The 14,430-nt window shown below is 64.2% G+C and carries 9 protein-coding genes and 3 rRNA genes; 8 read left to right on the top strand and 4 right to left on the bottom strand.

Annotated elements, in window-relative coordinates; all coding sequences use genetic code 11:
• The first annotated feature begins 359 nt into the window (after positions 1–359).
• The 6 genes from M3Q35_RS33305 (at position 360) to M3Q35_RS33280 (ending at position 8,263) form a co-directional block, all read left to right on the top strand.
• Positions 360–1,876, top strand: a 16S ribosomal RNA gene (locus M3Q35_RS33305).
• A 351-nt stretch (positions 1,877–2,227) separates the two neighbouring features.
• Positions 2,228–5,342 (top strand): 23S ribosomal RNA (locus M3Q35_RS33300).
• 104 nt (positions 5,343–5,446) lie between these two features.
• A 5S ribosomal RNA gene (gene rrf / locus M3Q35_RS33295) occupies positions 5,447–5,563 on the top strand.
• The 16S, 23S and 5S rRNA genes sit together here, the layout of an rRNA operon.
• Before the next feature lie 90 nt (positions 5,564–5,653).
• Positions 5,654–6,025, top strand: a complete 372-nt coding sequence (locus tag M3Q35_RS33290) for a PIN domain-containing protein (RefSeq protein WP_273944555.1) — start codon at positions 5,654–5,656, stop codon at positions 6,023–6,025.
• Between the two features lie 60 nt (positions 6,026–6,085).
• Complete coding sequence (locus M3Q35_RS33285) at positions 6,086–7,933, top strand: NHL domain-containing thioredoxin family protein (protein ID WP_379794236.1); 1,848 nt, start codon at positions 6,086–6,088, stop codon at positions 7,931–7,933.
• Between the two features lie 36 nt (positions 7,934–7,969).
• Positions 7,970–8,263 carry a GroES family chaperonin gene (locus tag M3Q35_RS33280; protein WP_379794261.1) on the top strand — a complete coding sequence of 98 codons (294 nt, stop codon included), beginning with the start codon at positions 7,970–7,972 and terminating at the stop codon, positions 8,261–8,263.
• On the opposite strand, the gene M3Q35_RS33275 is transcribed toward M3Q35_RS33280, so the two are convergent.
• The 4 genes from M3Q35_RS33275 to M3Q35_RS33260 all read right to left on the bottom strand — a co-directional run bounded on the left by M3Q35_RS33275 (position 8,260) and on the right by M3Q35_RS33260 (position 11,989).
• Positions 8,260–8,601, bottom strand: coding sequence for a PLDc N-terminal domain-containing protein (locus M3Q35_RS33275; RefSeq protein WP_273936494.1), 342 nt, complete (start codon positions 8,599–8,601; stop codon positions 8,260–8,262). The genes M3Q35_RS33280 and M3Q35_RS33275 overlap by 4 nt on opposite strands.
• A 121-nt stretch (positions 8,602–8,722) precedes the next feature.
• Complete coding sequence (locus M3Q35_RS33270; RefSeq protein WP_273936493.1) at positions 8,723–10,558, bottom strand: acyl-CoA dehydrogenase; 1,836 nt, start codon at positions 10,556–10,558, stop codon at positions 8,723–8,725.
• 89 nt (positions 10,559–10,647) lie between these two features.
• Positions 10,648–11,277 (bottom strand): LysE family translocator, encoded by a 630-nt coding sequence (locus M3Q35_RS33265; protein ID WP_273936492.1) that lies wholly within the window; start codon positions 11,275–11,277, stop codon positions 10,648–10,650.
• Between the two features lie 10 nt (positions 11,278–11,287).
• Entirely contained in the window at positions 11,288–11,989 is a 702-nt protein-coding gene (locus M3Q35_RS33260; protein ID WP_273936491.1) for a response regulator transcription factor, read from the bottom strand.
• A gap of 282 nt (positions 11,990–12,271) precedes the next feature.
• Between M3Q35_RS33260 and M3Q35_RS33255 the strand changes: the two genes are divergently transcribed.
• Positions 12,272–13,648, top strand: coding sequence for a sugar porter family MFS transporter (locus tag M3Q35_RS33255; protein ID WP_273936490.1), 1,377 nt, complete (start codon positions 12,272–12,274; stop codon positions 13,646–13,648).
• 33 nt (positions 13,649–13,681) lie between these two features.
• Positions 13,682–14,416: a VOC family protein gene (locus tag M3Q35_RS33250; RefSeq protein WP_273936489.1), complete on the top strand. Its 735-nt coding sequence runs from the start codon at positions 13,682–13,684 to the stop codon at positions 14,414–14,416.
• Positions 14,417–14,430 lie beyond the last annotated feature (14 nt).

Below are 14,430 nucleotides of genomic sequence, written 5' to 3'. Positions count from 1 at the left end.
GTTCTCCACGTACCGCAGGGCAGGACGGAAACGGACGCCAGCGGGTCGAAGACAAAGCCACTGAGAAAGTCTGGTAGAGTCAACGACGCCCGGGACGAACCCCAGGAAATCGGCAAGAACAAGCCGATTTGACAGGGAGAATCCGGACCGGATAAGCTTCAAACACAAGCGAACGAAACACCAAAGCCCCTGAACGCGGCCTGAATGAGCCAAGTGACGGTGTGCGTGTGTTCTTTGAGAACTCAACAGCGTACTGTAATAGCCAGTACTTGAATGAATAACCCCTTAGTGGGTTCCTTTGAGATGGTTAAAACTGGATTGAAAATGCCAGTTTGTACTAGTCTCGATCAAACAAAACCTTATTGGAGAGTTTGATCCTGGCTCAGGACGAACGCTGGCGGCGTGCTTAACACATGCAAGTCGAGCGGTAAGGCCCTTCGGGGTACACGAGCGGCGAACGGGTGAGTAACACGTGGGCAACCTGCCCTGCACTCTGGGATAAGCCCGGGAAACTGGGTCTAATACCGGATATGACCCTCTACCGCATGGTGGAGGGTGGAAAGTTCCGGCGGTGCAGGATGGGCCCGCGGCCTATCAGCTTGTTGGTGGGGTAGTGGCCTACCAAGGCGACGACGGGTAGCCGGCCTGAGAGGGCGACCGGCCACACTGGGACTGAGACACGGCCCAGACTCCTACGGGAGGCAGCAGTGGGGAATATTGCGCAATGGGCGAAAGCCTGACGCAGCGACGCCGCGTGAGGGATGACGGCCTTCGGGTTGTAAACCTCTTTCAGCAGGGACGAAGCGCAAGTGACGGTACCTGCAGAAGAAGCACCGGCTAACTACGTGCCAGCAGCCGCGGTAATACGTAGGGTGCGAGCGTTGTCCGGAATTATTGGGCGTAAAGAGCTCGTAGGCGGTTTGTCGCGTCGACTGTGAAAACCTACAGCTTAACTGTGGGCTTGCAGTCGATACGGGCAGACTTGAGTTCGGTAGGGGAGACTGGAATTCCTGGTGTAGCGGTGAAATGCGCAGATATCAGGAGGAACACCGGTGGCGAAGGCGGGTCTCTGGGCCGATACTGACGCTGAGGAGCGAAAGCGTGGGGAGCGAACAGGATTAGATACCCTGGTAGTCCACGCCGTAAACGGTGGGAACTAGGTGTGGGGGGCTTCCACGTCCTCCGTGCCGTAGCTAACGCATTAAGTTCCCCGCCTGGGGAGTACGGCCGCAAGGCTAAAACTCAAAGGAATTGACGGGGGCCCGCACAAGCGGCGGAGCATGTGGATTAATTCGATGCAACGCGAAGAACCTTACCTGGGCTTGACATGCACTGGAAACCAGTAGAGATATTGGCCCCCTTGTGGCCGGTGTACAGGTGGTGCATGGCTGTCGTCAGCTCGTGTCGTGAGATGTTGGGTTAAGTCCCGCAACGAGCGCAACCCTCGTTCCATGTTGCCAGCGCGTAATGGCGGGGACTCATGGGAGACTGCCGGGGTCAACTCGGAGGAAGGTGGGGATGACGTCAAGTCATCATGCCCCTTATGTCCAGGGCTTCACACATGCTACAATGGCCGGTACAAAGGGCTGCTAAGCCGTGAGGTGGAGCGAATCCCATAAAGCCGGTCTCAGTTCGGATCGGGGTCTGCAACTCGACCCCGTGAAGTCGGAGTCGCTAGTAATCGCAGATCAGCAACGCTGCGGTGAATACGTTCCCGGGCCTTGTACACACCGCCCGTCACGTCACGAAAGTCGGTAACACCCGAAGCCGGTGGCCCAACCCGTAAGGGAGGGAGCTGTCGAAGGTGGGACTGGCGATTGGGACGAAGTCGTAACAAGGTAGCCGTACCGGAAGGTGCGGCTGGATCACCTCCTTTCTAAGGAGCACCCAACGCCGGCTCTAGGGTCGAGCGGAGGACCGCCTACCACGGCGAATGTTCGTGGGGTGGTTGCTCATAGATGTGGATACTGGCTAGAAGCAACAGGACCTGCGGTTTGCATCTCCTAGTACTGCTCGTAAGGGCGTGGAACGGGGTGTGGACGGTGAGGTTGGGGTTGTCAGTACGCTGTTGGGTCCTGAGGGAACACGCGGTTTGGTGTTACTCAACCGCAGGGTTCGACTCCGAGATCAAACCGGCCGCGCGGAGCGCGCGGAAGAGGTGTCTCAGTGGTGGGTCGTTCTTCCTGGTTGTTCTTTGAGAACTACACAGTGGATGCGAGCATCTTTGTGGCAAGTTATGAAGAGCACACGGTGGATGTCTTGGCACCAGGAGCCGATGAAGGACGTAGGAGGCTGCGAAAAGCCTCGGGGAGCTGCCAACCGAGCTGTGATCCGAGGGTGTCCGAATGGGGAAACCCGGCCTCAGTCATGTGGGGTCACCCGCGCCTGAATATATAGGGCGTGTGGAGGGAACGTGGGGAAGTGAAACATCTCAGTACCCACAGGAAGAGAAAACAACCGTGATTCCGTGAGTAGTGGCGAGCGAAAGCGGATGAGGCTAAACCATGGACGTGTGATACCTGGCAGGGGTTGCGTTTGTGGGGTCGTGGGATGTTGTTTGTCTGGGCTGCTGACCAGGCGGGGAGTCAGAAAACAGTGTGTTAGTGGAATCAGTTTGGGAAACTGGACCGTAGAGGGTGATAGTCCCGTACGCGAAAACATGCTGTCTTCCTTACAATATTCCCAAGTAGCAGCGAGCTCGTGGAATTTGCTGTGAATCTGGCGGGACCACCCGCTAAGCCTAAATACTCCCTGGTGACCGATAGCGGACTAGTACCGTGAGGGAAAGATGAAAAGTACCCCGGGAGGGGAGTGAAAGAGTACCTGAAACCGTGTGCTTACAATCCGTCAGAGCCTCCTTTGCAGGGGTGATGGCGTGCCTTTTGAAGAATGAGCCTGCGAGTTAGTGGTACGTGGCGAGGTTAACCTGTGTGGGGTAGCCGTAGCGAAAGCGAGTCCGAATAGGGCGTTTTAGTCGCGTGCTCTAGACCCGAAGCGGAGTGATCTAGCCATGGCCAGGGTGAAGCGCGGGTAAGACCGTGTGGAGGCCCGAACCCACCAGGGTTGAAAACCTGGGGGATGAGCTGTGGTTAGGGGTGAAAGGCCAATCAAACTCCGTGATAGCTGGTTCTCCCCGAAATGCATTTAGGTGCAGCGTCGCGTGTTTCGTGGTGGGGGTAGAGCACTGGATGGCCTAGGGGGCCTACAAGCTTACTGAAGTCAACCAAACTCCGAATACCATTACGTGAGAGCGCGGCAGTGAGACTGCGGGCGATAAGGTTCGTAGTCGAGAGGGAAACAGCCCAGAACACCAGCTAAGGCCCCAAAGTGTGTGCTAAGTGGGAAAGGATGTGGGGTCGCCCAGACAACCAGGAGGTTGGCTTAGAAGCAGCCACCCTTTAAAGAGTGCGTAATAGCTCACTGGTCAAGTGGTCCTGCGCCGACAATGTAGCGGGGCTTAAGCACACCGCCGAAGCTGTGTCATTCACGCATTGATCCGCGCGTTCTTTGGAGCGTGTGCAGTCGTGTGGATGGGTAGGGGAGCGTCGTGTGGGGGATGAAGCGGCAGGGGAACCTAGCCGTGGACACTACACGAGTGAGAATGCAGGCATGAGTAGCGAATGACGAGTGAGAAACTCGTCCGCCGGATGACCAAGGGTTCCTGGGCCAGGCTAATCCGCCCAGGGTAAGTCGGGACCTAAGGCGAGGCCGACAGGCGTAGTCGATGGACAACGGGTTGATATTCCCGTACCCGTGTAAACGCGTCCATGGTGAGGCTAGTGATGCTAACCGCCCGAGAGTTGTGGAATCTTCGGAGGAAGCAATAATTGCGCGGGATCCGATCTAGTAGTAGTCAAGCGATGGGGTGACGCAGGAAGGTAGCTCCGCCAGTCAGTGGTAATACTGGTGTAAGCGTGTAGGCTGTCAGGGTAGGCAAATCCGTCCTGACGTTAAGGCTGAGACGTGATGCGTAGCCGATTGAGGCGAAGTAGAGTGATCCTATGCTGTCGAGAAAAGCCTCTAGCGAGTGTTTATGCGGCCCGTACCCCAAACCGACACAGGTGGTCAGGTAGAGAATACCGAGGCGTTCGGGTGAACTGTGGTTAAGGAACTCGGCAAAATGCCCCCGTAACTTCGGGAGAAGGGGGGCCGAGGGACTTGAAGCCCCTTGCGGGCTAGGGTTTTTCGGCCGCAGAGAGCAGCGAGAAGCGACTGTTTACTAAAAACACAGGTCCATGCGAAGTCGTAAGACGATGTATATGGACTGACGCCTGCCCGGTGCTGGAACGTTAAGGGGACCGGTTAGTCCTTCGGGGCGAAGCTGAGAACTTAAGCGCCAGTAAACGGCGGTGGTAACTATAACCATCCTAAGGTAGCGAAATTCCTTGTCGGGTAAGTTCCGACCTGCACGAATGGCGTAACGACTTCTCGACTGTCTCAACCACAGGCCCGGTGAAATTGCATTACGAGTAAAGATGCTCGTTACGCGCGGCAGGACGGAAAGACCCCGGGACCTTTACTATAGCTTGGTATTGGTGCTCGGTTCGGCTTGTGTAGGATAGGTGGGAGACTGTGAAGCTGGCACGCCAGTGCTGGTGGAGTCGTCGTTGAAATACCACTCTGGTCGTTCTGGGTGTCTAACCTCGGACCGTGATCCGGTTCAGGGACAGTGCCTGGTGGGTAGTTTAACTGGGGCGGTTGCCTCCCAAAGGGTAACGGAGGCGCTCAAAGGTTCCCTCAGCCTGGTTGGCAATCAGGTGTTGAGTGCAAGTGCACAAGGGGGCTTGACTGTGAGACTGACGGGTCGAGCAGGGACGAAAGTCGGAACTAGTGATCCGGCCATGGCTTGTGGAAGCGTGGTCGCTCAACGGATAAAAGGTACCCCGGGGATAACAGGCTGATCTTGCCCAAGAGTCCATATCGACGGCATGGTTTGGCACCTCGATGTCGGCTCGTCGCATCCTGGGGCTGGAGTAGGTCCCAAGGGTTGGGCTGTTCGCCCATTAAAGCGGTACGCGAGCTGGGTTTAGAACGTCGTGAGACAGTTCGGTCCCTATCCGCCGTGCGCGTTGGAGATTTGAGGAAGGCTGTCCCTAGTACGAGAGGACCGGGATGGACGGACCTCTGGTGTGCCAGTTGTCCCGCCAGGGGCATGGCTGGTTGGCTACGTTCGGGAGAGATAACCGCTGAAAGCATCTAAGCGGGAAGCTTGTTCCAAGATGAGATCTCCTACCTCCTTGAGAGGGTAAGGCCTCCTATAGACGATGGGGTTGATAGGCCAGAGATGGAAGCTCAGTAATGGGTGGAGTTGACTGGTACTAATAGGCCGAGGGCTTGTCTACAAAGACGCTTCGCATCCACTGTGTGGTTCTGAGGGAACCAATCAGGCATGACCTGGGGCCGGTAGGTCTTGTGGGTCATGGCTTGTGGGTTATCTTCATAGTGTTTCGGTGGTGTTAGCGGAGGGGAAACGCCCGGTCCCATTCCGAACCCGGAAGCTAAGCCCTCCAGCGCCGATGGTACTGCACTCGTGAGGGTGTGGGAGAGTAGGACGCCGCCGGACAAAATTTGCCCGATGCGGGTCGAGTAGAGCGATAACACGCTCCTCGACCCGCATCGGGCCTTTTTACGTTGTACCTTGTTGCCCGTGTCCATGCCGCTGCTTGTCATCGACGCCGCCAACGTCGTCGGCTCCGTCCCCGACGGCTGGTGGCGTGATCGCGCCGGCGCCACCACCCGGCTCCGTGATTCCATCTCCGGGTTGTCGGCCACCGGTCTCCCCCAGACCGGCTCCCCCATCGATGTGATCCTCGTCGTCGAGGGCAAGGCCCGCACCGTGACCAGCTCCCCCACCGTCCAGGTGCATGTCGCCCCCCACTCCGGCGACGACGCGATCGTCGAACTCGTCGCCGAGCAGTCCACCTCCGGCCGCCCCATCTACGTCGTCACCGCCGACCGCGGCCTCCAACGCCGAGTAGCCGCCTACGGCGTCGAAATCCTCGGCCCGCACTCGGTCAGGAGCTGACGCCGGTCCAGAGTCTGGACTGTGGAACACCGCAGTCCCGGGCTGGTGTTGACTCAGGATGTGACCACTGCGAAGCGTCGTGCCCGGGTCCGTGCTCCTGAACTGGTGGGGCGCGGGTGGTTGAACACCGGGGACAAGGCCGTCACGCTGGCGGAGCTGCGTGGGCGGATCACGTTGCTGGACTTCTGGACGTTCTGCTGCATCAACTGCCTGCACGTGCTGGACGAACTGCGGCCGTTGGAGGCGGAGTTCGCGGACGTGCTGGTGACGATCGGGGTGCACTCGCCGAAGTTCGTGCACGAGGCGGACCCGGACGCGCTGAAGGCGGCGGTGGAGCGGTACGAGGTGCACCACCCGGTGCTGGACGACCCGAACCTGACGACCTGGCAGAACTACGCGGTGAAGGCCTGGCCGACGCTGGTCCTGGTCGACCCGGAGGGCTACGTGGTGCACGTGGCGGCGGGCGAAGGACACGTCGAGGCGCTGCGGCGGATCATCGCGGAGCTGATCGACGAGCACGAGGCGAAGGGGACGCTGCGCCGCGGGGACGGGCCGTATGTGCCGCCGCAGCAGCAAAACACCGAGCTGAGGTTCCCGGCCAAGGTCGCGGTGACGGACCGGAACACGTTGCTGGTGACGGATTCGGCCCATCACAGCGTGGTGGAGTTGGCGGCCGACGGCGAGACGGTCATCAGGCGCATCGGCACGGGTGAGCGTGGCCGGCGGGACGGCGGACCGGATCGGGCGACGTTCGCAGAGCCGGCCGGAATTGCCTTGCTGCCCACGGAAATCGCGGCGCAGGTCGGCTACGACGTGGTGGTGGCGGACACGGTGAACCACCTGCTGCGCGGCATCGAACTGAGCACGGGCAACGTCACGACAATCGCCGGCACGGGTGAGCAGTGGCGCATGGGTGACACGGACGGCCCGGCGGACGAGATCGACCTGACGAGCCCGTGGGATGTGGCCTGGTGGGCACCGGCTAACGGCGTTGTCGTTGCCATGTCAGGGAATCACACGTTGAGCCGGTTCGATCCGATCGCCAGGACGGTCAGCCGCTTCGCCGGTACGACGGTGGAGGGCCTGAAGGACGGCCCGGCGCTCGAGGCGTTCTTCGCGCAGACGTCCGGTCTGGCCGCCGACGGGGACAAGCTGTGGCTGGCGGACTCGGAAACCTCGGCGCTGCGGTGGATCGACCACAACTTCGAGGTGCACACCGCGGTGGGACAAGGACTTTTCGACTTCGGGCACCGTGACGGCGCAGCCGACCAGGCCCTGCTGCAACATCCGCTCGGCGTAGCGGTGCTGCCCGACGGCAGCGTGGCGATCGCCGACACCTACAACTCGGCGATTCGGCGCTACGAGCCGGAAACCGGAGAAGTGTCCACATTGGCCACCGACGTCCCAGAGCCGTCCGGCGCGGCCATTGTGGACGGTGAACTAGTGGTCGTCGCCTCGGCGGCGCACCGGCTTGAGCGCCCCGTGCCGCCGGGTGTGTCGGCCCGGCTGGTCGCTGGCGACGCACATCAGGTCCGCCGCCCGCCCTCGGACATCGGCGTCGGCGAACTCGAACTGACGGTGGTGTTCACGCCGCCGCCGGGACAGAAGCTCGACGACCGCTATGGACCCTCCACCCGCCTGGAGATCACGTCCTCACCGCCGGAGCTGATCAGCGCCGGCGCGGGCGAATCCACCGATCTGACAAGGAAGTTGACCATCGCCAGCGGCTTCACCGAGGGCGTCCTGCACGTCGTCGCGCAGGCGGCCAGCTGTGACGACGGCCCCGGCGTCGAACACCCGGTCTGCCGACTGACCCGGCAGGACTGGGGTGTGCCGGTGCGCGTCGCCGAGCAGGGTCCGAGCCGGCTGGCGCTGGTCATGGGCGGGGTCGACGACCAGGCGACGTAGAATCGGCCCGTGGCAGAGTCGAAGCTCCAGATCCAGATGCTGCACGACCGGGTGCTGGTGAAGATCTCGCCGGAGGACGGTGAGCGCCGCAGCAGCGGCGGCATCGTCATTCCGGCCACCGCCCAGGTCGCCAAGCGGCTCGCCTGGGGCGACGTGCTGGGCGTCGGCGGGCACGTGCGCAACGTCAAGGTCGGCGACCGGGTGCTGTTCAACCCGGAGGACCAGCTTGAGGTCGAGGTGCAGGCCCAGACCTACACCGTCATGCGCGAGCGGGACATCCACGCCGTGGCCACCGAGCAGACCGATCAGGGCACCGGGCTGTACCTCTAGCTGTCCTCGCCCTTGGCCTTACGCCGCTGCTCTTCGGCACGCTCACGGCAGCGCCGCAGGAACTCCGCGTCGTCGTCCGGGTTCGCCGCCACGTGTCGGCCCGGCCGGTCGTACTCCGGGAACCGCGACCGGCTCCGCGCCGGGTACGTCCCGAACCGGGGCTTGCCCACCGCCAGCCACAGGATCGACCCGACCAACGGCAGCAGCAGTACGACCAGCAGCCACAGCACCTTGGGCAGATGCCGGCACACCGACTCGTCCGTGACGATCACGTCGACCAGACAGAAGATCCACAGACAGAAGACCGCGACACCCACGGCGCCGTCGAAGTAGAGCACTGCTACCCCCTGAGTTCCGGACGACGCAGATACTGGCACGACCCCCTGACAATCCGCGCGAGATTGCCGAAACGAAAAGGGCCCCTCCGCAAAGCGGAGGGGCCCTTTTCGTGAGTACGGCTCAGAACGCGGACTCGTCCACGTCCATCAGCGAGTTGTCGGTGGTCTCGGCGATCTTGCGGCGCGCGGTCAGCTCCGGCAGGACGTTCTTCGCGAAGAACGACGCCACCGCGACCTTGCCCTCGTAGAAGGCCTTGTCCTTGGCCGACGGGGTGCCGGCCAGCGCGGCCAGGGCGACCTCGGCCTGGCGCAGCAGCAGCCAGCCGACGAGCACGTCGCCGGCGGACAGCAGCAGCCGCACGGTGTTCTGGCCGACCTTGTAGACGTTGCGCACGTCGTCCTGGGACGAGGTGAGGAAGCCGATCATCGTGCCGAGAATGCCCTGGAGGTCCTGCAGACCCTGGGCCAGCGCGGCCCGCTCCTCCTTGAGCCGGCCGTTGCCGCCCTCGTTGTCGAGGAACTTCTGGATCTCGTTGTTGATGAAGCCCAGCGCCTGGCCCTTGTCCCGGATGATCTTGCGGAAGAAGAAGTCAAGGGACTGGATGGCGGTGGTGCCCTCGTACAGGCTGTCGATCTTGGAGTCGCGGATGTACTGCTCGATCGGGTAGTCCTGCAGGAAGCCGGAGCCGCCCAGCGTCTGCAGCGACTGCGCGAGCTGCTCGTAGGCCCGCTCGGAACCGACGCCCTTGACGATCGGCAGCAGCAGGTCGTTGATCTTCTCGGCCAGCTTGACGTCGCCGGTGCCGGCCTGGATCTGGTCCTGGAACGTCGCCGTGTACAGGTAGACCGCGCGCAGGCCCTCGGCGTACGCCTTCTGCAGCATCAGGCTGCGGCGCACGTCCGGGTGGTGGGTGATGGTCACCCGCGGCGCGTTCTTGTCGGTCATCTGGGTCAGGTCGGCGCTCTGCACCCGCTCCTTGGCGTAGGCCAGCGCGTTCAGGTAACCGGTGGACAGCGTGGCGATGGCCTTGGTGCCGACCATCATCCGGGCGTACTCGATGACCTGGAACATCTGGGCGATGCCGTCGTGCACCTCACCCAGCAGCCAGCCCTTGGCCGGCACGCCGTGCTGGCCGAAGGTGAGCTCGCACGTGGTGGAGACCTTGAGGCCCATCTTGTGCTCGACGTTGGTCACGAAGGCGCCGTTGCGCTCGCCCAGCTCGCCGGTCTGGCTGTCGAAGTGGAACTTGGGCACCAGGAACAGGCTCAGGCCCTTGGTGCCGGCCTTGGCCTCGATGCCGGGGCCCTCGGGGCGGGCCAGCACCAGGTGCATGATGTTCTCGGTCATGTCCTGGTCGCCGGACGTGATGAAGCGCTTCACGCCGTCCAGGTGCCAGGTGCCGTCCTCCTGGAGCACGGCCTTGGTGCGGCCGGCGCCGACGTCGGAGCCGGCGTCCGGCTCGGTCAGCACCATGGTGGCGCCCCAGCCGCGGTCGATGCTCAGCTGGGCCCAGTGCTTCTGCTCGTCGGTGCCGTTGCGGTGCACCACGGAGGCGAAGCTCGGGCCGGCCATGTACATGAACAGCGCCGGGTTGGCGCCGAGGATGAGCTCGAACGCGGCCCACGACACCGACGGCGGCACGCCGAGGCCGCCGAGCTCGTTGGGCAGGGACAGACGGAACCACTCGCCGTCCCACAGCGCCTGGTAGGACTTCTTGAACGACTCGGGCAGCGTGGCCGAGTGCGTCTTGGGGTCGAAGACCGGCGGGTTGCGGTCGGCGTCGGCGAACGAGTCCGCCAGCGGCCCGACGGCCAGGTTGTTCAGCTCGCTGAGCACACCACGAGCCGTGTCCTCGTCGGCCTGCTCGAACGGCCCGTTGCCGAGAGTCTCCTGGACGTTGAACACCTCGAAGAGGTTGAACTCCAGGTCACGCACGTTGCTCTTGTAGTGGCCCATGGCTTCCTTGCTCCCCTACTAGCCGGTAACAACAGGATATTACCTGCCAGTAACACCGGCAAGGCCCTTCGCCCGGTTGTGGCGAGGGCTCAGAGCGCGGCGCGGCTGAGCGTGACCATCCGAATACCCAGACCGACCAGCACCAGCCCGCTGGCGCGGTCCATCCAGCGGCGCACCAGCGGCCGGCTGAGCACCCGGCGGGCCAGACCGATCGCCAGCACCACGAGGGTGTAGTAGCTCGCCGACAGCGCCATCTGGACGGCCGCCAGCACGAAAGTGTCGACCAGCGGGTTGCCGTCCGGCGGGAGGAACTGCGGCAGCAGGGCGAGATAGAGCACAGCCGCCTTGGGGTTCGTCACATTGGTCGTGAAGCCGGCTCGCAGCGAGGCCAGCGGGCTCCGCTTGGCCGTCTGGTCGGCGTCGGCCAGCCGGTCCGGCTCACGCCGTGAGCGCAGCAGCGACTGCACGCCGAGCCAGCACAGGTAGACCGCGCCGGCCACCTTCAGCACCACGAACGCGATCTCAGACGTGCGTACCAGGGCCGTCAGCCCGAACGCCGACGCGGTGGCCCAGACCACCAGGCCCATGGTGTTGCCGGCGACGGTGGCCAGCCCGGCGGCACGGCCGGAGCGCAGCGACTGCGTCAGCATCACGGCCAGCGAGGGGCCCGGGGCGACGATGATCAGCAGGCAGGTGATGACGAAGGCCAGGGAGATCACGGCCTCTAGTTCACCTGTCCGTGCCGGCCACGAGCAACCCGATTCGGTAGGAGATGGCCACGGCGTGTGCCCGATCACGCGCCCCGAGCTTGCGCAGCATCCCCTTGATATGGGTTCGGACCGTCTCGACGGACACGAACAGTGCCGACGCGACGGCCCGGTTCTCCAGGCCGTCGGCGATCAGCTGGAGCACCTCGAACTCGCGTCGGGTGAGCAGGGCCGGCGCGGAGCCGGCGTCGGCGTCGGCTGCCGCGAGCAGCGGGGCCAGCACCGGGTCGACGTAGCGGCGGCTGATCGGCGTGTGGTGGATGGCCTGGAGGACCTGCGCCGGCTCGGCCTGTCGTGGCACCACGCCGCGGGCGCCCCGGCGGAACACTCGCTGGGCGAATTCCGCCGTGCAGTGGCCGTCCCGTAGCACCGTCAGCACCACCAGGCGCTCGTTCTGTTCGGTCAGCAGGCGGGTGAAGTGGCCGAGCGGGTCGAGGGCCGAGTCGACCAGCAGCACGTCCGGGCGGTGTCGCTCGTGCAGCTGCACGGCGGCGCGGTGGTCGCGGGCGGCACCGCTCCAGTGCAACCCGGGCGTGCGGTTGACCAGCGTGGACAGGCCCTCACGGAACAGCGGCACCTGGTCGAGCAGGGCGACGCCGATGGTGGCCTGGCCGCGCCGCTGGGCCGGGGCGGTGTGCTGGCCGGCGATGTGTGGTGCCGTCATGCCGACGGGACGTGCGGCGATCGCCGGCCTGACGTGACGGGCGCACGGAGCAGCGCTTTTATCCCCCGAGTGGGGGACGATCGGGCTGGCTGTTCACCTATCTGAAAGTCAGTCACAAATGTGACTCAATCCCTCGGTAAGGCTTTCGCCGGCCGAAATACGCACGTAGGACCTACGTCACACATCCTGAGTGGATGCCGAGGTCCGCCCGCCGCCGGATCGCGGTCTTCCGCACGGACCGACTCCGGCACGGGTCGGCGCAGAGAAACGAGGCGATCTGGCGTGACGCAAACGGAGGGTCTGCCAGCACGGCGGAACATCAACAGAGGAACCCTGTTCTTCTTCGGTGCCCTCGGCGGCATCCTGTTCGGCTACGACCTGGGCGTCATCTCAGGTGTTCTGCTGTTCATCAAGAAGATCTGGAACCTCAGCGCGGTCCAGCAGGGCTTCGTCAACGGGGCCCTGGCGGCCGGCGCCATCATCGGCGCGCTGCTGGTCATCAAGCTGGCCGACTCGCTCGGCCGCCGCCGCACCATCCTGGTCGCGGCCAGCGTGTTCGCGCTCGGCACCATCGGCTGCACCTTCGCACCGAACTTCGAGACGCTGGTCGCGTTCCGCTTCATCGTCGGCATCGCGGTCGGCTCGTCCTCCGCGACGGTGCCGACCTACCTGGCCGAGCTGGCCCCGGGCAAGGTCCGCGGCATGCTCGCGTCGCTGAACCAGCTCATGATCGTCAGCGGCATCCTGATCGCGTACATCGTCGACGACATCCTGGCCGACTCGGCCAACTGGCGGGCCATGATCGCGGCCGCGATCATCCCGGCGGTGATCCTGCTCGTCGGCATGATGCGGATGCCGGAATCGCCGCGCTGGCTGCTCAAGAACGGCCGGGCCGACGAGGCCCGCGCGGTGCTGCACAGCACGCTGCAGGGCCAGGGCGTCGACCAGGAGTTCGACGAGATCAAGGAGATCATCCGGCTCGACGGCGAGCAGCAGAAGGGCACGCTCAAGGACCTGACCGCCAAGTGGGCCCGGCCGGCGCTGGTCGTCGCCCTGATCCTGGCCATCGGCCAGCAGTTCTCCGGCGTCAACGCGGTCAACACCTACGCCCCGATCATGTTCAACAACCTCGGCTTCGGTGCGGCCGCGTCGCTGCTGGCCGCCGTGGTGCTGGGCATCGTCAAGGTGCTATTCACGGTCGGCGAGATGTTCGTGGTCGACAAGTGGGGCCGGCGGCCGCTGCTGCAGGTCGGCGGCGCGCTGATGGCCGTCACGCTGATCGTGCTCGGCCTGTGCGTGACCCTGATCAAGGACACCGGGGTCATCGGCCCGATCACCCTGGTGCTGCTCATCCTGTTCCTGGCCGGCTACGAGCTCGGCTGGGGCGCGGTGGTCTGGGTCATGATCGGCGAGGTGTTCCCGCTGCGGGTCCGCGGCATCGGCACCGGCACCGCCAGTGTCGTGCTGTGGGCGGCGACGTTCACCATCACCTTCGTGTTCCCGGTGATGTACACCGGTCTCGGCCTTGCCGGGGCCGCGTGGATCTTCGCCGCGGTCTGCGTCATCCTGGTGCTGCTCGTGACGAAGTTCGTGCCGGAGACCAAGGGCCGCACGCTCGAGCAGATCGAGCTGGAGCTGCGCGACCGGGTCAACGTCTGATTTCTGTCGGTCCTCCTGGGTAGCGTGCCGGGCATGGCTACCCGACTGGACAACGTGGTCGTCGACGCGGCCGACCCGCTCGCACTCGCGGGCTTCTGGTCGGCCGCGCTCGGCGTCCCGATTTCGTACCAGGACGAGAACGAGGTCGATGTCGGCCTGCCCGGCTTCGACCTCTGTTTCGTTCCGGTCAGCGAGCCCAAGGTCGAGCAGAACCGGGTGCACCTGGACCTGGCCAGCGAGTCGGCCGAGGACCAGGCCGCCATTGTCGCGCGGCTGCTCGATCTGGGCGCCCGGCCGGCCGACGTCGGCCAGGGGCCCGAGGTGCCGTGGGTCGTGCTGGCCGATCCCGAGGGCAACGAGTTCTGCGTGCTGGAGCAGCGGGACGAGTACAGCGGCATCGGCCCCGTCGCCGCCATCGTCGTGGCCGCGCACGATTCCCTTGCCATGGCCCGGTTCTGGGCCGAGGCCACCGGCCGTCCGCTGACCCGATCCGGTCCCGACTGGGCGTCGCTGCGGGGCGAGACCGGCGCCTGGCTCGAATTCATCGAAAGCCCGGCCGTCAAGCAGGCCAAGAACCGTGTGCACCTCGACGTCCGGCCGCGGCCCGGCGACGACCACGCCGCCGACGTCTCCCGCCTGCTCGCCGCCGGGGCCGGGCCGGCCGATGTCGGGCAGGGCGATTCGCCGTGGACGGTGCTCGCCGACCCCGACGGGAACGAGTTCTGTGTGCTCCGCCCGGCCCGTCCGTCCATCCGAACGGGGGATTAGGGCCTTACGACTCT

The organism is Kutzneria chonburiensis, assembly GCF_028622115.1.
Lineage (GTDB): Bacteria > Actinomycetota > Actinomycetes > Mycobacteriales > Pseudonocardiaceae > Kutzneria > Kutzneria chonburiensis.
This window is presented reverse-complemented; position numbering and strand designations above follow the sequence as displayed.

Bases quoted from the DNA above. Each gene is read 5' to 3' on its own strand.
- M3Q35_RS33290 (WP_273944555.1), top strand. From the start codon at position 5,654: ATGCCGCTGCTTGTCATCGACGCCGCCAACGTCGTCGGCTCCGTCCCC.
- M3Q35_RS33280 (WP_379794261.1), top strand. From the start codon at position 7,970: ATGCTGCACGACCGGGTGCTGGTGAAGATCTCGCCGGAGGACGGTGAG.
- M3Q35_RS33270 (WP_273936493.1), bottom strand. From the start codon at position 10,558: ATGGGCCACTACAAGAGCAACGTGCGTGACCTGGAGTTCAACCTCTTC.
- M3Q35_RS33260 (WP_273936491.1), bottom strand. From the start codon at position 11,989: ATGACGGCACCACACATCGCCGGCCAGCACACCGCCCCGGCCCAGCGG.
- M3Q35_RS33250 (WP_273936489.1), top strand. From the start codon at position 13,682: ATGGCTACCCGACTGGACAACGTGGTCGTCGACGCGGCCGACCCGCTC.